The 21942-nt window shown below is 32.9% G+C and carries 20 protein-coding genes and 1 pseudogene; 10 read left to right on the top strand and 11 right to left on the bottom strand.

Annotation, left to right across the window (positions count from 1 at the left end):
• Positions 1 to 7: 7 nt before the first annotated feature.
• The 6 genes from moaD (at position 8) to frdD (ending at position 5438) form a co-directional block, all read left to right on the top strand.
• The gene (gene moaD, locus A9G44_RS08765; RefSeq protein WP_034910232.1) at positions 8 to 253 is read left to right on the top strand and encodes a molybdopterin synthase sulfur carrier subunit; all 246 of its coding nucleotides are present in this window, start codon (positions 8 to 10) and stop codon (positions 251 to 253) included.
• 4 nt (positions 254 to 257) lie between these two features.
• Complete coding sequence (gene moaE / locus A9G44_RS08760) at positions 258 to 701, top strand: molybdopterin synthase catalytic subunit MoaE (protein ID WP_065610467.1); 444 nt, start codon at positions 258 to 260, stop codon at positions 699 to 701.
• 60 nt (positions 702 to 761) lie between these two features.
• A complete protein-coding gene (locus A9G44_RS08755) occupies positions 762 to 1460 on the top strand; it encodes a Bax inhibitor-1/YccA family protein (protein WP_065610465.1) in 699 nt (232 codons plus the stop codon).
• A gap of 170 nt (positions 1461 to 1630) precedes the next feature.
• Positions 1631 to 3475: a sulfatase-like hydrolase/transferase gene (locus A9G44_RS08750; RefSeq protein ID WP_051634142.1), complete on the top strand. Its 1845-nt coding sequence runs from the start codon at positions 1631 to 1633 to the stop codon at positions 3473 to 3475.
• A 1196-nt stretch (positions 3476 to 4671) separates the two neighbouring features.
• Entirely contained in the window at positions 4672 to 5067 is a 396-nt protein-coding gene (locus tag A9G44_RS08740) for a hypothetical protein (RefSeq protein WP_051634141.1), read from the top strand.
• A gap of 14 nt (positions 5068 to 5081) precedes the next feature.
• A complete protein-coding gene (gene frdD / locus A9G44_RS08735) occupies positions 5082 to 5438 on the top strand; it encodes a fumarate reductase subunit FrdD (RefSeq protein ID WP_065610523.1) in 357 nt (118 codons plus the stop codon).
• 83 nt (positions 5439 to 5521) lie between these two features.
• Here frdD and A9G44_RS08730 read toward each other — a convergent pair whose 3' ends face one another.
• From A9G44_RS08730 to A9G44_RS08685, 10 genes and pseudogenes are all read right to left on the bottom strand, one after another.
• Positions 5522 to 6385 (bottom strand): hypothetical protein, encoded by an 864-nt coding sequence (locus A9G44_RS08730; protein WP_034910223.1) that lies wholly within the window; start codon positions 6383 to 6385, stop codon positions 5522 to 5524.
• Positions 6386 to 6631: 246 nt separating this feature from the next.
• Positions 6632 to 8215: pseudogene (gene yejF, locus A9G44_RS08725) on the bottom strand (microcin C ABC transporter ATP-binding protein YejF); the annotation flags it as partial.
• Positions 8215 to 9243 (bottom strand): ABC transporter permease, encoded by a 1029-nt coding sequence (locus tag A9G44_RS08720; RefSeq protein ID WP_065610461.1) that lies wholly within the window; start codon positions 9241 to 9243, stop codon positions 8215 to 8217. The pseudogene yejF and the gene A9G44_RS08720, both read right to left, overlap by 1 nt.
• A complete protein-coding gene (locus A9G44_RS08715; protein ID WP_065610521.1) occupies positions 9243 to 10331 on the bottom strand; it encodes a microcin C ABC transporter permease YejB in 1089 nt (362 codons plus the stop codon). The genes A9G44_RS08720 and A9G44_RS08715 overlap by 1 nt, the downstream gene beginning before the upstream one ends.
• Position 10332: 1 nt before the next feature.
• On the bottom strand, positions 10333 to 12303 hold the full coding sequence (locus A9G44_RS08710) for an extracellular solute-binding protein (RefSeq protein ID WP_081298303.1): 1971 nt from the start codon (positions 12301 to 12303) through the stop codon (positions 10333 to 10335).
• Between the two features lie 426 nt (positions 12304 to 12729).
• Positions 12730 to 12924 (bottom strand): hypothetical protein, encoded by a 195-nt coding sequence (locus A9G44_RS08705; protein ID WP_143426355.1) that lies wholly within the window; start codon positions 12922 to 12924, stop codon positions 12730 to 12732.
• Between the two features lie 211 nt (positions 12925 to 13135).
• Complete coding sequence (locus A9G44_RS08700; RefSeq protein ID WP_065610457.1) at positions 13136 to 13573, bottom strand: PTS sugar transporter subunit IIA; 438 nt, start codon at positions 13571 to 13573, stop codon at positions 13136 to 13138.
• A 56-nt stretch (positions 13574 to 13629) separates the two neighbouring features.
• Positions 13630 to 15045 (bottom strand): PTS fructose transporter subunit IIC, encoded by a 1416-nt coding sequence (locus A9G44_RS08695; protein ID WP_065610455.1) that lies wholly within the window; start codon positions 15043 to 15045, stop codon positions 13630 to 13632.
• A gap of 11 nt (positions 15046 to 15056) precedes the next feature.
• Positions 15057 to 15977 (bottom strand): 1-phosphofructokinase, encoded by a 921-nt coding sequence (pfkB, locus tag A9G44_RS08690; protein ID WP_034910212.1) that lies wholly within the window; start codon positions 15975 to 15977, stop codon positions 15057 to 15059.
• An 11-nt stretch (positions 15978 to 15988) separates the two neighbouring features.
• Positions 15989 to 16843, bottom strand: a complete 855-nt coding sequence (locus tag A9G44_RS08685; protein WP_034910211.1) for a tagatose bisphosphate family class II aldolase — start codon at positions 16841 to 16843, stop codon at positions 15989 to 15991.
• A gap of 345 nt (positions 16844 to 17188) precedes the next feature.
• Between A9G44_RS08685 and A9G44_RS08680 the strand changes: the two genes are divergently transcribed.
• Positions 17189 to 18010: a DeoR/GlpR family DNA-binding transcription regulator gene (locus A9G44_RS08680; RefSeq protein WP_065610453.1), complete on the top strand. Its 822-nt coding sequence runs from the start codon at positions 17189 to 17191 to the stop codon at positions 18008 to 18010.
• 1 nt (position 18011) lies between these two features.
• Positions 18012 to 18977, top strand: a complete 966-nt coding sequence (locus A9G44_RS08675; protein ID WP_034910205.1) for a sugar kinase — start codon at positions 18012 to 18014, stop codon at positions 18975 to 18977.
• 244 nt (positions 18978 to 19221) lie between these two features.
• Here the strand turns inward: A9G44_RS08675 and hemW are convergent, their stop codons facing one another.
• Positions 19222 to 20349: a radical SAM family heme chaperone HemW gene (gene hemW / locus A9G44_RS08670; RefSeq protein ID WP_065610450.1), complete on the bottom strand. Its 1128-nt coding sequence runs from the start codon at positions 20347 to 20349 to the stop codon at positions 19222 to 19224.
• Between the two features lie 180 nt (positions 20350 to 20529).
• Between hemW and A9G44_RS08665 the strand changes: the two genes are divergently transcribed.
• Both A9G44_RS08665 and rplY read left to right on the top strand, forming a co-directional pair.
• A complete protein-coding gene (locus A9G44_RS08665) occupies positions 20530 to 21402 on the top strand; it encodes a D-hexose-6-phosphate mutarotase (RefSeq protein ID WP_065610448.1) in 873 nt (290 codons plus the stop codon).
• A 181-nt stretch (positions 21403 to 21583) separates the two neighbouring features.
• Positions 21584 to 21868 carry a 50S ribosomal protein L25 gene (gene rplY, locus A9G44_RS08660; RefSeq protein WP_065560399.1) on the top strand — a complete coding sequence of 95 codons (285 nt, stop codon included), beginning with the start codon at positions 21584 to 21586 and terminating at the stop codon, positions 21866 to 21868.
• The last annotated feature ends 74 nt before the right edge of the window (positions 21869 to 21942 follow it).

Here is a 21942-nt window from a genome sequence, read left to right as displayed (position 1 = left end):
ATAGAAGATGAATAAAGTTATTTTTTTCGCTCAAATTAGAGAATTAGTTGGGACTGAGAGTGTTATGTTAGATGCTAATCAACTTTCAGTTTCCTATCTTATCGATCAGTTAAGTGAACGTGGTGAACAATGGTTTTTGGCATTTAAGGAAAACCCTGTTTTATGCGCTGTAAATCAAACTTTGGTTGATTTTGATTATATTGTGAAAGAAGGTGATGAAATTGCTTTCTTTCCTCCTGTAACAGGTGGATAACATTATGGATCTTATCAAGGTTAGTGAGCAGCCGATTGATGTTAATAAGCTAAACGACTGGCTTTCACAATTACCACAAGATGGTGCTGTTGTCTCTTTTATGGGCAAAGTTCGTAGTAATGAAAAACAAATAATAAGTTTATTTTTAGAACATTATGCAGGAATGACAGAGAAAATCTTGGGTAATCTTATAGCCCAAGCTAGAGAGCGGTGGCAATTAAGTCGAGTTGCGGTAATTCATCGAGTAGGTGAAATTAGCGAAAATGAAAAGATTGTCTTTGTGGGAGCAAGTAGCGCACATCGTTCAGATGCGTTTGCAGCAGTAGAGTTCATTATGGATGTATTAAAGAACGAAGCGCCTTTTTGGAAAAAAGAACGAACGCCCCAAGGCGAAACTTGGGTTGAAGCAAAAAAAACAGATAAAGAAGCATTGAGAAAATGGTATTAGTATTTATTTAGTATATAATGATATTAAGTCATGTCATTCTTTTTTAATGAGAGGTAATTAATGAGAAATTATTCACCTAATGGTTCTGTTATTGAACAATCTGGTAACCGCGTGCAAACATACATGAGTCATGTTTATGGTTGGATGACCGTCGGATTGCTTTTAACAGCCCTAGTTGCTTGGTTTGCATCTAATAACTATGCGCTTTTGAACGTTTTATATCAAGGTATGTGGGTGTTACTTATTGCTGAATTTGCTTTAGTTATTGCTATTTCTGCATTGATTAATCGTCTTTCTGGAGCTGTTGCGACAACGTTATTCATGCTTTATTCGGTTTTAAATGGTTGCACATTTTCGATTTATTTTATTGTTTATACTTCATCATCAATAGCAAGTGTATTTTTTATTACTGCTGGAATGTTTGCAGCTTTGGCTCTTTATGGTTATACCACTAAACGTGATTTGTCTGGTTTTGGACGTTTTTTATTTATGGGATTAGTGGGTATTGTAATTGCTTCGCTCGTTAATATCTTCATGCAAAGCCAACCATTAATGTGGGCTATTACATATATTGGTGTATTTGTTTTTGCTGGATTAACAGCTTATGATACACAAAAATTGAAGGAGTTAGGCGATCAATTATCGCAGGATGATCCTAATATGTTTAGGAGATTTGTTATTTTAGGTGCACTAACCCTTTATCTTGATTTCATTAACTTATTCATTATGTTGTTAAGAATTTTTGCAGATCGTCGATAATTGCATTTAATTCAACTAAAAGGGCTCTAAATTGAGCCTTTTTTGTTAAAATTTTATTAGAATCGTATTTTTTTAGTACTAGTTTGTTAAAAAGTTTCAGGAAAGACTATGTTTCAATATAAAATACAGTAAAATTCTTATTATAATGAATTAATAACTTACTTAACACTATGAAAAAATTATACTATTTTGCCTTAATTAATCTATTTATTTCATCAATACTATCAATTCGTTTCTTTCTTGTCCCTGAGGCATCATTTAATTGGCCGAGTGTGGCATTTTCGATATTTGCTGTATTGGGGCATTTTTTCTCGGCTTATTTATTACTTTTGGTTGTTTGTATACCTCTTTTATGGTTTAAACAAGCTATTTGCAATATTATTTTAGCTGCAATATTTAGCTTTATTCAAATTGGATTATATATCGATACTATTGTATTTCAACAGTATCGATTTCACGTAAATCAATCTGTCTTATCCATGGTTTTGTCTGGACAGGTTGTCGATTTTTCGATAATTACCTATTTTTTAATGTTTACGCTTATTGTTGTTGTATTTTGCACAGAGTATTTTATTCTTTACTTGCTCAATAACAAATTAACTTCATTGCATAAAAATTCAAGAATTGTTTTATTATCAACAATATTTCTTTTCAGTTCATTTTTAATTAGTCATGTTGTGCACATGATTGCATTTTATTATGCTTATTCGCCTATTATGGTAGTGAAAGAATATATTCCACTTTATCGACCATTTACGTCGAAAAAAATCATGAATTTTTTTGACGAAAAAGGGCAACGAAAAGTCGTGTATAACAAAGATAATAGTAATGCTAGTGTTGATTACCCGAAAAATCCTTTGGTGATTAATCCAGAAAATAAAAAAACTAAAAATATTATGTTTATTGTTTTGGATTCTTGGCGATATGATACGTTTAGTGAAGAAATTTCGCCTAATACATTTCGTTTTGTTAAGCAGAATAATGGGGTTATTTTTGATAACCATTATTCAACTGGTAATGCAACACGTACAGGTATTTTTGGTTTGTTTTATGGTATTCCAGGTACTTATTGGGATTCATTTTTACGAAATAGTGTTCCTTCACTCTTTATCACAACACTACAGAAAGAAAACTATAATATTGGGATTTTTACATCAGCTAAAGTAACTGCTCCAGAATTTGATCGAACAGCCTTTGTTACCATCAAAAATTTAAGAATTAGTAGTAAAGATGGTTCTGCATCTAGTCGAGATAAACAAATTACTGATGATTGGCTTGCATGGTATAAACTACGAGATACATCTAGACCGACATTTTCTTTTTTATTTTATGATGCTCCTCATGCTTATGACTTTCCTGACGATTTTTCGGTGAAATTCAAACCTATTGGTGATCTTAATTATATGACATTGAGTAATGACACCGATCCTTTGCCTATTTTTAATCGTTACAAGCAAAGTGTTTATTATGATGATTATTTACTACAAAATATTTATGATGAGCTTGTAGAATCAGGTTCGTTAGATAATACAATATTGATTATTACAGGTGATCATGCTCAAGAGATGAATGATAATAAATTAGGATTTTGGGGGCATAATGGTAATTACACAGATGCACAAACAAAGGTGCCTTTTATTATTATTGGTGGTAAAGAATTAGAGAGCCTTAAAAATAATAGTACAAAAATAACAAGCCATGAAGATGTCGTTCCAACCCTAATGAAACATTATTTATATGTGAAAAATGATATAAGTGATTATTCGACAGGTTATGATTTATTTAATCCTATAACTGACCGTAACTGGCTTTTGATGTCTAATTATAGTTCTTATGCGGTGAGAACATCTGATAATATTTATCTTGTTAATCGATTAGGTATCAGTCATTATATGGATTTACATAATCGTGAAGTTGATGAAGTGCCGAATTATCAATATATTCAAGAAGCAATGAATCATATGCGTTATTTTTCTCAATCAGCAAAAAATAGCTTAATAAATAAAAACAATTAATTATTAATATTAAGTTGATAATACGGTTAAATTATATAAAGCAATTTCAGGTGAAACATCTTATGATGTTTTTAGAGGATTATTTCAATCATGAAGTGTGAATAGCTCAATTCTTTTTTACAAATAATTGATAAAAATTTGGATATATAATTGATTTTATTGTTTTCATTTGTGTTAATAAAGATCCTATATATCAATAAAACAGAGATCACATTAATGTTGTTTTGGGCGTACTTTTGTTTAGCATATGATATATTAAAACTCTTTATGATTTGCTTTTAGAATAACGACATAGAGCAAATTAACACTTATGACAATAAAGTAACAATAATTGCCTTGATACCACTAAAACCGATGTAAAGGCCCTTTTATAATTTCATTAATTTGCATTATAAAAATACCTTGTTAAAATAAACCCGAAGCAAATTAAAGCATTATTCAAAAACGATATAATATTATTATTTTTAATTTATAAAAATATGGCTGGTTTGTATGATTCTGGAATTTAAAAATTATAAAAATGATCTCTTAAATCAAAGTACAATAAAAGATAAATATTAAGAATGGGTTTTATGGCTAATTTTCTAAAAAAAACATTTGGGGCATTAACTCTAGGTTATTTGATACGACAATATCTATTTTGTTTAATATTTGTTGTACCGCTTTTTTGTTTAATCATATTTAAGTTTAAAAATCCTGAAAGTATATATTTAGGTGTATGTATTTTAATACAATGGGGATTATATCCATATTCTAGATTTGTTTATGAAGGTGTTGTGAATTACATAGTTGGGGATAATTTATTTATTGTACGAACAGAATTGTTCTTAATAGTAAAAATATGGACAATGGCGCTGTGTTTTGGTTTTGCTTGGTTACTTGCTCCACTAGGTTTATTATATTTATATTTTCGATCGTCTTAGTTAGATGGATTTACCTTGCTATGCATTATTAGAAATATAAGTAATATAGCAATGATAATTCTGATACTTACTTTATATTGGGCTTTCTTTTTTATCCAAGCATGACTACTCACTAAAATTAGACGTACTTTTTTATAGTATTGCTGTATTAAAAGGTTATATTATGAATTGTTATAAGTTAGCAAGATAAAGCAGATTAACACTTGTAATAACCAAGTAAAAAAACTACCAAACTATTACTAGCATAAAACACAATGCTACCAAGAGAGATTTATGAATCAACAAAATACCAATAATTGCCTTGATACGACTCAAACCGATGTAAAACGCTCTTTTATAATTTCAATTATGCATAAATTAGTTCCTTTTTCGATGATTTGGGTAAGTTTAGTTTTAATGTATGGCGTAATATGTATGTACACTAACACTGTTGGACAAGATGAGTTTTACCGTTTTATCTTCTTTTTGCGTAGCCCTTTTATTGTGGTGCTTAATTGTATTGCATTATTTATTAGTGTTTACCATTCAATAGTTTGGTTTAATTTAATACCCAAAGCTTTACCTTGCACAATATTTAATAAAAAATCTAACGCATTATTACTGATTGCGGGACTGTGGATGGTGATGCTAACTGTTTCGATTTTTTTATTTTTATTTGTATTGAAGTGAGTGGTATTGAATTAATGAAAAATCAACAAATTCAAGTTAAAAATACTGATGGAAAAGTCATAAAAGGATTATTTGCTTTAGGCGGTACATGGGCTGCAATTTTTTTACCAGTTGTGCTTGTCATTTTGGGATTTATTATTCCTTTTGGCGATGCAATAACACGTTCTTATATTCTTAAAATAGCCAATAAAGAAATTGGTAAAGTTTTTTTATTTTTGATGATTTCATTACCTATCTGGTGTGGATTACAACAAATTTTATCCATTTTACACGAGCGTAAAATCTATCCTAAACGTGAAAAATTACTGACGTTTGGATTAGCATTAGCATGGACATTACATGCTATTTATATATTGTTTATTCGAATGTAAGAGATATTTTTTTGAATTGTAAGAACAACGGCAAAAATACACAAAACGTTATTAATCAAATCACGTTTTGTGTATTTTTAAGACTAATAATAAGTAAGTTCGCGGGTAATAGTTGTCTGTTTACCACCGTTATTATTTTTAATTTTAATTGCTGTTAGCCAATCGTTTTTTTCATTAAAGGTTGAAAAATTAGTTACATAATGAGCCGCTTCTTTGCCTGATGACAAATAAGTACCTTCAATGGTTGTTAATCGATGATGACCATTATCATATTGATACGAAAAATCACTCTCATTTTTCATATTATTACTAAATTGATACGACACTTTGGTTAGCTGTTGCTCTTGATATCCAAATGTATAAATTGAAGCCCCTTTTTGTTCTTTACCTGTATAGTTACCATTCTCATCAGTTTCTTTAAGCAGCCATTGTACATTTTTATTGATAAGACAATTATTACTGTCGTATACATAATTATCTGTTTCAAAAAAGACAAAATCGGTCGCTTTTTTAGTTTGCTGTGATACGACAATTTTGCCTTGTTCATCGGTATTAAATTGGATAATGCTGTTAGTTTTATCTTCTACATCTTCAATGATATTTTCCCAACCAGATTTATTTTTTTGTAGGTGTTCCGAGTAAATACGGGTATTTTTATCTGAATAAAGATCATAATGGCTTTGTGTGATAAGTCCGTTAGAAGCATATTCTAGTTCGTGCTTAGCTGTAGAGCTGTTAGCATCCGCTCCCAATTTGGTAGTTGAAGTCCGAATCTCTTGTTTAATATTTCTTACTGGTGAGTCAATATAATCGAGGATTTGAAAGATATAGTTATTTGCCTCAACTATATTCTGAATAGGATTATCACTACAGGTTATCGCCATGGCATTTATTGGAATTATTGATAAGCAAGGGGTTAATAAAAAAGGTAGTATTCGTTTTTGCATAATAAACCTGCTAAATAGATTGGTATATTGACTTATTAACAATGGTTTTATTATAAACCATTGTTAAATTATTGCGTTGCATATTTATTTTCTACGCATTAACAAGGCATCTTCCCAACTGACCTCTCTATCTTTTTTCTTATCTCGCTGTAGATCTTGTTGAGATTCATCCTTATGAGTAAATTGCTCTGTTTTGTCAATTTTATCTTTATGTATCATAGTGTTACTTTTCTTTCGAGGTGGCTTATCTAAAAATGAAAGTAATGCTTTTGTATATTCATCTTCAGGAGAATAGAAGATCTTCTCACGTGAGCCTTGCTCAATAATACTACCATCTTTCATAACAACCACTTGGTGACACAAAGTGTAAACCAACGCTAAATCATGGCTAATAAACAAATAACTAAGCTGATGCTTTTCTTGCAATGATTTCAGTAAATTAATAATTTGTTTTTGAATAGTATGATCCAACGATGAAGTAGGTTCGTCTAAAATCAATAATTCAGGCTGTAAAATTAAAGCTCTAGCAATAGCTATTCGTTGACGTTGCCCTCCAGAAAACTCGGTCGGATAGCGATAACGCATATCTGGATCAAGCCCAACTTCTTGCATAATATCAATTACAGCTTGTTCACGCTCTGCATTACTTAGTTTTTTGTGAGTCACCAATCCTTCACTAATAATCTGCTCAACATTAAAACGTGGATTAAGTGATGAAAACGGATCTTGAAAGACCACTTGAATTCGGCTACGAAATGGTAACAGTTTTTTACCTGTTAGATTTTGTATCGGATGGCTATCAAATAAAATATCACCTTGCGATTTAATTAGCCGTAAAATTGCTAATGCTGTAGTGCTTTTCCCCGATCCTGACTCACCTACAATACCAACCGTTTCACCTTGGTGTACAGCAAACCCAATATTGTTGATAATTTTCTTCTTTTGGCTGCTAAATAAACGTTTTTTGGTAATGACTTCAACATTAAGGTGATTAACATTAAGTAATATTCCAGGTGAATCGGGCAATGGTACAGGTTCACCTTTTGGCTCTGAATTCAATAGTGTTTGAGTATATTCATGCTGTGGACGTAAAAAGATACGCTGTTTATTATTGTATTCAATAATTTGGCCCTGTTGCATAACAGCCACTTTATCAGTAAGCTTTTTAACAATACCAAGGTTATGCGAAATAAAAAGCATACTCATATTGAGTTCTTTCTTTAACTCTTTTAGTAACTGAATAATTTGTGCCTGTACAGATACATCTAGTGCTGTTGTCGGTTCGTCAGCAATAAGTAACTTTGGATGCGTTAATATTGCCATAGCAATCATTACTCGCTGCCTTTCGCCACCAGATAGTTGATGAGGATAAGCTAATAATTTACTTTTGGGTTCCTTAATGCCTACACGATCAAGGTATTGTAAAATTTCGCCACGAGCTTGATTACGCTTCATTCCTCGATGTAACGCTAGCACTTCATAAAGTTGTTTTTCAACTGTATGTAGAGGATTTAATGACACCATCGGTTCTTGGAATATCATGCTAATTTCATTGCCGCGAACTTTACGAAGTTCTTTATCTGGCACATGTAATAATGATTTTCCTTCAAACAAAATATCACCAGTAGGGTATACCACTTGTTCTTTACGTAGTAGTCGTAAAATTGATAATGCGGTAATGCTTTTCCCTGAGCCTGACTCTCCCACTAAAGCAAGTGTTTCTTGTTCATTAATATCAAAACTAACATTACTTACTACTTGTGATAGTAAATGCGTACCACGTTTAAATGCAACACTTAAATCCTGAACGGATAATAAAGGAGAACTCATTAATACACTCCTTTGTTTGGATCAAATGCATCTCTTACTGCTTCACCAATAAAAATAAGCAGTGACAGTAAAGTTGCAATAACTAAAAATGAACTGATGCCAAGCCAAGGAGCTTGTAGATTGTTTTTACCTTGTAGTAATAATCGTCCTAGTGATGGCGAATCAATCGGTAAACCAAAACCTAAAAAATCTAGCGCTGTTAGTGTTGTTATCGAGCCACAAAGTATAAAAGGTAGAAAGGTTAATGTTGCCACCATGGCATTAGGCAAGATATGACGAAACATAATTTTAGTGTCACTAACTCCCATTGCTTTAGCTGCACGAATATAATCAAAATTGCGAGTACGCAAAAATTCAGTACGCACTACACCTACTAAAGCCATCCAACCAAATAATACGGTAATACCTAATAACCACCAAAAATTAAGCGGTAAAATACTGGCTAATAGAATAATAACAAATAGCTCAGGTAACCCACTCCATATTTCTATGAAACGTTGACCAATTAGATCAATTTTACCTCCATAATAGCCTTGTATAGCCCCAAAAATGACACCAATAATTGAAGTAAAAATCGTCAAGAAAATCGCAAAAAACATAGATATGCGAAAACCGTATAAAATATTGGCAAATACATCGAAACCTGCATCGGTGGTGCCTAACCAATGTGATGCCGAAGGCGGCGTTGGAAACGTGTTGGATGTATCATAAATTAATGTATTGTAGCTATAACGAAATGGCGCCCATAAAATCCAGCCATTAGTTTCTATTTTATTTTGTACAGCAGGATCAAGAAAGTTAGTTTGTGTGGCTAATTGTCCACCAAATTCCGTTTCTGGATAAAAATGAAAAATCGGCGAATAGTAATTATCCTTATATTTAATAAAAATTGGTCTATCGTTAACAATAAAATCAGCAAATAAGCTAATCACAAAACAGATCATAAATAACCAAAGTGAGTAATAACCACGACGATTCTGTTTAAATCGTTGCCAACGCTGTTGATTAATAGAGTAATGGGTGGTCATTAGTTGCGAGCCTCAAAGTCAATACGTGGGTCAATCATCATATAAGATAAATCAGATAATAATTTAGTAATAAGGCTGATTAATGTAAAGATATACAATGAACCAAAAATCACTGGGTAATCACGTTGTATAATTGCCTCATATCCCAATAGCCCAAGTCCATTAAGCGAAAAGATAATTTCAATCAATAATGAACCAGTAAATAAAATACCAACAAAAGCTGCAGGAAAGCCTGATACAATCAGCAATGTTGCATTGCGAAAAACATGTTTATATAAAATTTTTCTTTCACTTAATCCTTTAGCACGTGCGGTTATTACATATTGTTTGCGGATTTCATCTAAAAATGAATTTTTAGTTAGCATGGTGAGTGATGCAAAACCGCCAATAACCATTGCAATAGTGGGTAAACAAATATGCCATGCGTAGTCTTTTATTTTGCCCCAAAAATTGAGTTGCTCAAAATGGTTCGATATTAGCCCACGTAGAGGAAAAATATCCCAATAACTACCGCCAGCAAATAATACAATAAATAAAACCGCTAATAAAAAAGCAGGTATCGCATAGCCAATAATAATTAATGTACTTGACCAAAAATCAAATGCAGAACCATCTTTCACTGCTTTGCGAATGCCTAACGGGATTGAAATGAGATAAACAATCAAAGTACTCCATAATCCCAATGAAATTGAAACAGGTAAACTTTTGGCAATTAAACCTAGTACCGATTCACTTTTAAAAAAACTATTACCAAAATCAAATAATATATATTTCTTTAGTGTTTCGATATAACGTTCAAATATCGGTTTATCAAAGCCGTACTGCTTTTCTATCATTGCGACAACTTGGGGATCAAGTCCGCGTGAACCGCGATAATTTGATTCATTTTTATATTGCTGCACTGGCGTAGATGAGCCACCACTCCCAGGCAATAGCCCTTGCCCTGCTTGCGGTCCGTTTTCAATCATAGCAAGCGCCTGATCAACGGGTCCACCTGGCGCAACTTGTACAATAAAAAAGTTGATAGTTAAAATCACAAACAATGTTGGAATAATCAGCAACAGTCGACGAATAAGGTAATTGATCATATTAATGTTCCCGATTTTTAGGTAGGCTAGCTGCTTTGTTTGCATCATACCACCAACTATCAACTCCGATTGCATAAGTAGGTTGTATAGCTGGTTGCCCAAATTTATTCCAGTATGCATAATACGTTTTACTGTTATACCACATTGGAATCATTGGATATTCTTGCGTTAAAATCCGATCAAGCGCTCGTCCTAGCGGGACTAACTCTTCTTGATTATCCACATGTTTGGTGATTTCAGCAATAATGGCATCAATAGCCTTATTATGCAAACCCGAAGCATTCCATGATGAGTTAAGATACTCGCTTCCCCAAAGCACTAGCAAATTAGAGCTTGGGTAATTTACGGCATAATAATCACGTGCAACCATATCATAATCACGTTCACGAACACGTCGTAATTGTTGTGCTGAATCTAGCAAGGTAATATTCATGGTGATCCCCAAACGTGCTAAATTTTGTTGAAAGGGAATGGCATATTTAATATCACTACCAAGGTAACTGATCAGTTCAAATTCAAATGGTTGCTGTGTTTTAGTGTTAATCAGCTTACCGTCTTTAACTTCCCAACCCGCTTGTTTTAATAATTCTGCTGCCTTTAATAAATTATCACGATTAAAGCCCTGACCATCACTTTTTGGCAAATAATAGGCGTTGCCGAAAGCACGCTTTGGAATAATATCTTTATAAGCATTAAGCCATTTTAATTCTTTCTCGCTAGGTGTGCCGATTGCGGCATAAATGGTGTTTTCGAAAAAGCTATAAGGTCTTTTGTAACTGTCATAATAAAAGGCATGATTTAGCCATTCAAAATCAAATGCCAAGGTAATAGCTTCACGAACTTTAATATCTTTAAATAGATCTTTTTGTAAATTAAACGCAAGCCATCTAGTGTCGGTAGCTGTTTGAACAGGTTTTTCTTGTTTAATAATATGGTTAGAATCAAAATATCTACCTTGATATTGAGTAAACCAGTTTTTAGGTTGATCTTCAGCACGCAAATCATATTCGCCAGCTTTAAAGGCTTCTAGCGAAACGTTATCATCCATATAATAATCAATACGTTTTTCGTCAAAATTATCTAAGCCTTTATTAATAGGTAAATTACGTGCCCAATAATTCGGATTACGTCGATAAACAACATATTGCCCTAATTTATATTCGCTAATGTAGTATGGACCACTACCAACTGGTGGTGTAGTTAGTGGTTCAGAAAGATCATGATCTTTCCAAAAATGTTTCGGCATAACTCGCATACTACCAACGAATGAAAGGAGTTTTTCCCGATCGGAATCGGGAATATCAACACGCACATGGTGATCATCTATTGCCTTAACTGTAATGCCTTTATTATAAACACGATACTGAGGCACGCCTTCGGTCATAAATTTGTGAAAGGTAAACTCAACATCATGGGCAGTTATTGGTTTCTCATCTTGAAAACGAGCGTTGGAATTAATAGTAACCTCAGCCCAACGATAACTATCAGAATAAGTTATTGATGTCGCAATAAGTGGATAAAAACTGGTAATATCATCAGCCGTATTGGTAAAAAGCGTGTCATATAACGCCCCTGAATTTCGCTCTGGTGCTCCACGGCTAGCGTAGCGATTCAAATTATCAAAAGAGCCAACTTCAGCCAGTTTAATTACTCCACCTTTAGGTGCATTAGGATTTACATAATCAACATGTTGAAAGTCAACATGATACTTTGGTTGACCTGAAAGTGAAAAGATGGTTTTGTGGTAAATTACCTCACGTTTTTCAGTAGGAATAACGATATCAATTTGTTTATCCTGAGATGATTGAACAGGAATATTAACATCGATTTCTTCCTCAGTTTGAGGTGAAATTGTTTGCGGTAAAATTTGTTGTTCTTCATCGGCAAAAGCAGGTGCAGAACAAATGGCTATACCACTTAGGCAACTCAAGATGAATAATATTTTTATAGGTTGTTTAATTCGACTAATCATCCTAATTCCGTTCCTGCTTTTATTTAACAATAACATGTTTATATTACTTTTTATTTATTATTAACAAATTCAAATCATTTAAGACAATCATCATCGCCTAGCTAGGGTGTCTATTTTGCCAAACTTCAACTAAATGAGCAAAAACTAATTAATAAAGTTTATATAAAATGATAATGTTAGCGAAAAGCATACCGTTATTTTTAGATTAAACAAGCTATATTGAATCAATTATACATTTTATATTTTTCAATATGACTAACTATACCTACATAAATTGGAATATATAGACAGCTATCTTTTTGTTAAAAAGTTTCAGGTAACTATACGTTTCAGTATAAATATCTTGAAAATAGATAAGAAATCAAAAAATCGATTATCATTGTTTAATTGAAAAGTTGGATGTACTTACCACCCATAAAAGGGATATTACGTATTGTTAAACTCAAAATATGAGTTATTACCGTTTTTGCTTGATGTCTGTTTTTCCAAAGTTGAACCTGATAATAACGTACTTTTGTTAAGGATTTCATCTAAACTAGCATTACACAATTTATCGAAAGAATCGAAGTTCATCTTTTCAAGTCTTTCAATAATTTTGGCACCCACGAATTTAAGCTCCATCAAATGTTGTCGTTCTGTTTCTGAAAAGGCAATATTATTACCATTACGTTATATTAAATATGCTTTTAAAATAATGTGCTTTTGTAGCTTTTTTATGTAGGCGCCTGTTAACATTTTATAGGCATAATGCTTTGTTATTAATAGTTTTTATCGAGATAATTTCATAACAACATCCTTATGTCTTTTCTTTTTATTACAAAATCAAGATCTTTTAATTACCTTGAAGAATTGCTAATAAATCCTCCGAAGTTTTAACTGCGTGAATTCGTATTAGCGTATCTTCAGCAATCACTGCTCGAGTTAGTTGACGTAAAATATCTAAATGTTCATTGGTTTTTGCAGCAATACCAATGACAACATAAGCTATATTATTATCTTCATCCCAATTAATTCCTTCAGGATAATATATGATTTTGATTCCAGTTTGGATAACACTATCACGTTTTTCCGTTGTGCCGTGTGGAATGGCGATTCCGTTACCTAAAAAAGTCGAAATTTGTTTATCACGATCAAACATTGCTTGGGTATAGTCGTCTTTGACTAACTTAGCTTGGATCATCTTTTCTGATACGTCTTTAATTGCTTCTTTTTTAGAATAGGATCCAGTTACGATTGAAATATCATGTACTGTCAAATTTAATGTGCTCATTTCTATTCCTTACTAAATTGAATATACCGAAATAAATCGGTATATTTCTTGATTGATTAAACTGATTTTTTGGCAACTAATTGTCGATTTTGATGAATACGTACTAAACCTAATAATATAGCGCCAACTAGTGCTCCTACGAAGATACAGCCTACCCATAAAAATGGTTTATTAACCAATGGCAGAACTAAAAATCCTCCATGTGGCGCTGGAACTTGAATTTGACATATGAATGTCAATACTGATGCGATTGCAGAAGATAACATCATAATTGGAATTACTCGCAAAGGATCCTTAGCCGCAAATGGGATTGCACCTTCTGTAATGTGTGTCGAACCTAAAACATAGTTAACAAGTCCAGCAGCACGTTCTTCTTCTGTGAAAGCTTTGCTGCGGAAAATAGTGGTAGAGAATGCAATAACAAAGGGTGGTACTATACAAGCAGCAGACACACCTGCCATGAAATAGAAATTTCCTTCACCTAACAACATAGTGCCAGTAACATACGCTGCTTTATTAACAGGACCACCAAAGTCAAACGAACACATTGCTCCAATAACAATACCGAGTAAAACAGGATTTGCAGATTGTAATGATTCAAGGAAAGATTTCATTCCATTATTAATACTTGCAATTGGACCACCAAGTAAAAACATACCTGCACCGATAACAAATACACCAATTAATGGCATAATAAAAATCGATTTAAGTCCTTCAAATGAACGAGGTAATCCATCTAACATTTTTTTGACATAAAGCATTAAATAGCCTGCTGCAAAGCCGGCTATAATTCCGCCTAAGAATCCTGCACCAGTAATGTTGGCGATTAAGCCACCAACAAAACCAGCCACCATGCCAGGTTTTCCGCTTATTGAATAGGCAATAAATCCAGTAAAGATTGGTACCATTATGCCAAATGCTTGCCCACCTATTTTCATTAACAATGCAGCAAATTCATTATATTGGGCATTATTAGGGTCGGCGGAATAGATTCCCCATAAAAATGATAAAGCAATTAGTACTCCACCTGCGACAACAAATGGTAGCATGTTTGACACACCACTCATTAGGTGTTTATAGATTTGGCGTCCAATCGATTCTTTTACTTCTACTTGGTTTGATGAAACTGTGTTATTAGTGCTATTTTGGGCACCTTTACGAACAGGAACTGTACCTGACATAATTTTTTCGATTAGTGCTGCAGCCTTATGGATACCGTCTTTAACCGGTACTTCAAGCACGGGTAAACCATTAAAGCGATCTGGATTGACATCTTTATCTGCTGCAATAACAACACCAATTGCATTGACAATATCAGCATCAGTAATGGCGTTATCAATACCACCTGCACCATTGGTTTCCACTTTTATTTCGACTCCAGCCTTTTGGGCCGCTGATTTTAAGGCCTCTTCAGCCATATAAGTATGCGCGATACCGGTTGGGCAGCCTGTAACGGCTAATATTTTTTTCATAACAATCTCCTTTACTTGATTAGGGTAACTTCAAGTTGATCCATATAAATATTGATTTTATTTAGTAAACCTAATCCGTCTGATTCTGCAACGTTAGCGCCTGTTGCTGATGCCTTTTTTATGGCTTTTTCAATATGTTGTTGTTTAGGTAGCCATTCACTAAGAAAAGCTGCTAGTGACGCATCACCGGCACAAGCCGAGCTAATTAATTTGATTTTTACAGCATTGCAAAACCAAATATTTGTCCCATTAGAAAAGTAAAGCCCTTTAGCTCCCATGGTTAATAAAATATTTCTCGCTCCTTGCGCATGAATATTTTCTAGTGCAGCAATGACTTGTGATTTTGTTTTCGTTTCAAAGCCAAAAATCTCTTTTACTTCATCATCATTAGGTTTAATTAATAGTGGTTTATAGGAGAGTAAATCACCTAATTTTGGGTGACTAATATCAAGGATAACTTGAATATTTTTTTTGTTGCATAAATTTAAAATAGCCTTGTAATATTCAGATTCAATATTATTTGGCAAGCTACCACTGACGACTAAATAACTATTGTTAACCAGTGATTCAATAATAGTTAGCATTTCTGTTTTTTTATCATTAGGTATAAACGGACCTTTACTGACTAATTTATATTCGTTTTCATTATCATTGATAAAAACATTAATACGCGTGATATCATCAATAAAACAGGGTTTTGTCTTGACCTGTATTTTCGTTAGTTCATCAATAATATATTTACCAGAAAATCCGCCAAAGAATCCTAATGCACAAGTGGGGCTATCAAATTTATGCAATACGATTGAAACATTGACTCCTTTTCCATTCGGGCTATATTCAGTATGAGAGGTTCGATTAACTGCATTAGGGTTAAGCCCTTGACAATGAATATTCATATCGATTGCAGTGTTAAGTGTTAATGTATAGATCATTATCTTGGCCTCTATAATTTGCCTGCACATCCACATGTTGTAATAATTTTTTTGACAATGTCTTTCATTGCTGCTTTTGCAGGTTTCATATAATGGCGGGGATCATTGGCATCGGGATGTTCAATAAAGTATTGTTTTAATGCATCTGAAAATGCAATTTTTAATTCTGTCGCAACATTTACTTTACAAATTCCACGCTTAATACACTCACGCACGTCTTTTTCTGGAACACCCGAAGCGCCATGTAATACGAGAGGAATATCAACCATTGAGCGAATTTCTGATAAACGATCAAAATCCAGTTTTGGCTCTGATTTATAAAGACCATGTGCTGTACCAATGGCGATAGCGAGGGAGTCAATTCCTGTTTTTTCAATAAAATCTAAAGCTTGTTTTGGATTAGTATATAAAGCATCTTTATCATTAACGATTAAATCATCTTCAACGCCACCAAGGCGACCTAATTCAGCTTCAACACTAACATCGTAACGGTGAGCATATTCAACTACTTGTTTGACAATGGCGATATTTTCTTCATATGGAAAATGGGATCCATCAATCATGACCGATCTTACTCCAGCATTAATTTTACTGGTGATATCGTTATATTCTTCGTGATGATCTAAATGGACAGCTAATGGAATGTTATGCTTTTTTGATAAAGCATTTGCTATAGCAAGTATATTTTCTGTTTCTGCATAACTGTATGTACCAGGTGTACCAGCCAAAATAACGGGCGATTGTAATTCTGTTGCTGTTTCAACAACGACCTGCATAGTTTCTAAGTTATGGATATTAAAGGCAGGCACAGCATAATGTTCTGTTTGAGCCTTTTTTAGCATGTTATTACTTGAAATAATAGTCATATAACTTCTCCTTAATAATCTAATTCACTTTGTATTATGTTAGTAACTTTTGTTTTGAAAATTATTTCCATTAATTATGATTTCAAAACGAAAGTTACGCTAGTAATAATCGCGTGAGTTAGATCACAAAAATTAACATTACTTTTAAAACGAAATAAAAAAGATTGATAAATTTTCGTTTTGATAGTTAACATGTATATGTAAAACGCTGTGGGATAAAAAATGCTAATTATTAATGGTATGATTTATAAGATAAAATTCTAATCATAGTTTGATGTTGACCTAATATATGATTAATTCTATTATCACTATCCTTAATTTTTATCTATGGCGTAGGAAATAAAATTGGCTAGAGCATCTTCAGGTTTATTAAAACGACGATTACAAATTGCAGAAATTGTTCGTAAGCAAGGTGAAGTTAAAGTTGATGAATTATCTGAATTGCTTCAGGTCTCAAATGTGACTATTCGTCAAGATTTAACTTATTTAGAGCAGCAAGGATATTTAAAGCGTTCTTTTGGTGGTGCAATTTATGTTACCCCTGAAGGTGTGTTTAATCAGCTAAGTGTTAATACACCAAGTTATATACAAAGTAATAGTTGTGATATTGAATTAGTCAAAACCTGTTTAAGCTATATTAATGATGGCGATACATTGTTTTTAAGCCATGGAAATTTGATAAGAAAGTTGATTCCGTTTTTACATTGCAAAAAATCATTAATACTCATTATGAATGACATTAGCAATGCACAATTAGCGAAAGAGTTTACCGATGCTGAAGTAGTGCTTGTTGGTGGAGCCATACTGGAAGGGAATCTTTTGTTAGATAACAAAATGATCAATTTTATTTTGAACCAATTTTCTATATCACATTTTGTTATCGAATTAAGTTCAATCAATACTGATAATCAATTGATTATTGAAAGTTTAGAGCAGGTTAGAATTTATCAACAAATAATGAAAAAAGCAGCACATACAATTGGCATATTACCGCAACGTATTATTCATAATAATGATAATAGTATTGGAACTTTAGTTGATATTGATATGGTGATGTTATCAAGATCTGCTGTAACCGAGTATCATCAACAATTATTAGATGCTAATTTTGAGCAGCTTATTTCAAATAAATATTGTGTAACTTATCAAAACAAATTGGAGACATAATATGCGTTTTAAAATCTGCACGATAGGCGAACTGCTAGTTGAGTTTTTAGCAAAAGAACAAAATCAGCGTTTCGATCAAGCTGGGGAGTTTATCGGCCCTTTTGTTAGTGGCGCCCCTGCAATATTTGCAGATCAAGTTGCAAAATTAGGTTTTCCTGTTGTTTTTTTTAGTTGTGTAGGAAAAGATATTTTTGGAAAAATGTGCATCCATCGCCTTAAAAGTGATGGTGTCATTATTGATGGTATTACTCCACATAATAAGGCCAATACAGGTAGTGCGTTTGTTACTTATAAAGGTTCTAATGAAAGAGATTTTATTTTTAACATTCCAAATAGTGCATGTGGTTTACTTTCGTTTAACCATATTAATGAAAACTTATTAAGAGATTGTACTCATTTGCATGTAATGGGATCATCGCTTTATTCATTTCGTGTGATTGACGCTATGAGAAAAGCGTTGGATATCATCAAAAGTAAAGGCGGTACAATTTCATTTGATCCTAATCTACGCAAAGAAATGTTTGATATACCAGAAATGGAACAATCTTTCGATTATATTATGGAGTATACCGATATATTTTTACCCAGTGAAAGCGAAGTTAGCTATTTCATTAACAATAATGAAAATGAACAACAAACTATGTTTAAGTTGCTTAAAAAAGGCATTAAACATATTGTGGTAAAAGGGGGAGCTAAAGGAGCTAAATATTATGGACTTGATGAACAAGGTCATTTACAAACACTTCATGTTGATGGATACAAGGTCAACTCGATAGATCCAACTGGTGCGGGAGATTGTTTCGGGGCAACATTTGTCAGTTTAATGTTAGCAGGTTACTCTGTTGAACAAGCCTTGCAATATGCTAACGCTAGTGGTGCTTTAGCCGTATCTAAAAAGGGCCCGATGGAAGGAACTTCTACATTAGCTGAACTAAAACATTTCCTTTTTCATACTTCAATTGAATAGTTATTAAAATTAATGTGATTATCGGAATTATAGGCAAAAAAAACCCAATAACAAAAGTTATTGGGAAAACATAAGGAATAGGAAAACAATGAAATAATGCATTGTCGAGACATAGTATGTACTTTTTTTTGAAGAAAGTCTGTAAAGATATGTGAATAATTGATTAAATAGTTCGTATCTATCATGTTAAATAAACGTAAAGGATAAGTTTTTTTAGATAAATATAGGTATTTCAAAATGTTATCTATAAAAACATCTCTAATAACGAATTCAAGAATAACTTGCCATGATCAGTTACCAGCCAGTTTTGTTTATCCTCAATTAAATAGTTCTTTTCAATGGCAATCGCTATTTGTTTTTCAACTGAGTGTAAAGGTAAATAAGTCCGTTGTTCAAATTCATGTTTAGGTGTTGGTTCAAAAAGTCTAAAACGATTCATAAAAAATTCAAAAGGCAATTCCTCTTTTGGAACTGTATAATATTTATCTAAATAACGTCCCTCTAAATACCCTTTTGGATGACGAGTTTTTATAGTGCGAATAATTTTTCCATCAGGTTGCGTTAATTTACCATGAGCGCCACATCCAATGCCTAAATAGTCTCCAAATCGCCAATAATTTAAATTATGTTGGCATTGTAATCCTTCTTTAGCATAAGCAGAGGTTTCATACTGTTGGTAACCATTTTCAGTTAATAATTGATTACCTTGTTGATAAATTTCCCAAAGTTTATCATCATCAGGTAAAACTGGTGGTTTTGAACCAAATAGCGTATTTGGCTCAATCGTTAATTGATACCAAGATAAATGCGGTGGTGCAATAGCAATGGCTTGTTTTAGGTCATATAGAGCATCATCAATACTTTGATTTGGCAAACCATGCATTAAATCTAAATTAAAACTTCTTAAATTTAATGTTTTGGCAAGTTTTCCGGCTGTGATTGCTTCTTTGGGATCGTGTACCCGTCCTAATTTAACAAGTTTATCGGTCTGAAAACTTTGCACGCCAATTGATATTCGGTTTATACCCGCTTGTTGATAGCCATTAAATCTTTCTATATCAACAGAATTTGGGTTAGCTTCAATAGTGACTTCGGCATCTTTATGTATTGGGATGATCTCATTTATATTTGATAATAATTTATCAATCAACTCGGCTGAAAATAGACTAGGTGTACCTCCACCAATAAAGATTGAATGAATTGAGCGATTTGAACAGAAAATAGTATCGTTTTGTAGGTCTTTAAGTAAATGCTCTACATAAGACTCATAATTTGGCGTTTTTTTTATGGTATGTGAATTAAAATCGCAATAGGGACATTTTTGTACGCACCATGGCATATGGATATATAAACTTAATGGGATTTTATACATAAACGTAGTGTTACCTGAAACTTTTTGACAAAAACAATTAGAGTGTTGTTTCACTATTTATAGTGCTTTATTTTACTCCAATTCTTTAAAAAATGCTTTTGCATCTATTATGTTTTTATTATTAACTTAAGAAGTATACAATTATCAATAAGTTGTTAAATTTATTATTTAGGAGTAAATATGAGTATATATAAAGAGATTTTAGAGAGTAGCTTATCAGGTGTATCCTTAAGCCCATCAATTAAACAATCAATTTATGGTGAACTGCCAATTTTAGTTATTAATCATAGCACTTGTTGTGCTGTTGTTGCATTACAAGGTGCTCACTTATTATTTTGGCAACCATTTACTGAACAAACACCAGTTGTTTGGCTGAGTAACAAAACAAATTTTAAAAAAGGCGTAGCTATTCGAGGTGGAGTGCCTGTTTGTTGGCCTTGGTTTGGTCAGTTAGGCAATCCTTCTCATGGTTTTGCACGCATTGTCGAATGGACATTAGATTCATGTAAAGAGGACGAGCAAGGCGTTACCCTTGTTTTATCGCTCACTAATAATCCGCAGACAGAATCTTATTGTAGCAAACCTTTCTCGGTATCATTAAATCTTCATCTAGGTAAAACTTGTGAAGTTTCTTTAAGCTGCTCAGCAGATTTTGATGTAACTAGTGCTCTACATACTTATTTTGGAGTTGATAATATTGATAGTGTTGTAGTCAAAGGTTTAGGTGAAGCTTATCAAGAAAGACTTGCTGATGAAAACAAACCAGCGACTGTAGGTCAATTGACATTTAATCAAGAAGTCGATCGTATTTATACCAATGCAAGTAATCAAATCACTGTTACTGATGGCACTCGAACAATTCAATTAACCAATACTAATGTAAGTGATATTGTTACTTGGAATCCATGGATAAATAAAGCTAAATCAATGGGAGATTTTGGTGATGATGAGTATAAATCTATGGTTTGTGTCGAAGCAGGTTGTATCACAAAACCATTAAAGTTATTACCGAATAAAAAATCAACTTATGGTTTTAAAATAGAATTGATCTAAGTGTGCATATAATATTCCATATACGTAATCAATATTTTACTGATTTGTAATATGATTAATTGATTGCGTTTAGAGGGATAACACTTTATAATCTCCAACGCTTTTTAAAGTACTAGTTTGATAGTCAATTACTGGGTCGCCTGTAATTGGTTTCAATTTTAAATAATTAAGAGAAATTAATATGTTTACATTCAAAGCTGAAGTTAGAAAAGAGCATGGTAAGGGTGCGAGCCGCCGCCTGCGTCACGCTGGTAAATTCCCAGCCATTATTTATGGTGGAACTGAACCTGCAATCTCTGTTGTGCTTGATCACAACCAAGTTTTTAATATGCAAGAAAAACCAGAATTTTATTCTGAAGTGTTAACTATTGAAGTTGACGGAAAAGCAGTTAAAGTAAAAGTGCAAGCAGTACAACGTCATGCATTTAAACCAAAATTAGTTCATATGGATTTTGTACGAGCATAATTTGCTTATTGGAAAATTACCCAATAACTTGTTTCAAGCAAAAGGTCACCCAGAGGTGGCCTTTTTGTTTTAGA

Origin of the sequence: Gilliamella sp. Occ4-3 (assembly GCF_001690675.1) — a bacterium.
Classification (GTDB): Bacteria; Pseudomonadota; Gammaproteobacteria; order Enterobacterales; family Orbaceae; genus Gilliamella; species Gilliamella bombi.
Note: the sequence above shows the minus strand (reverse complement) of the source record. Positions and strands in the feature narration are given on the sequence as shown.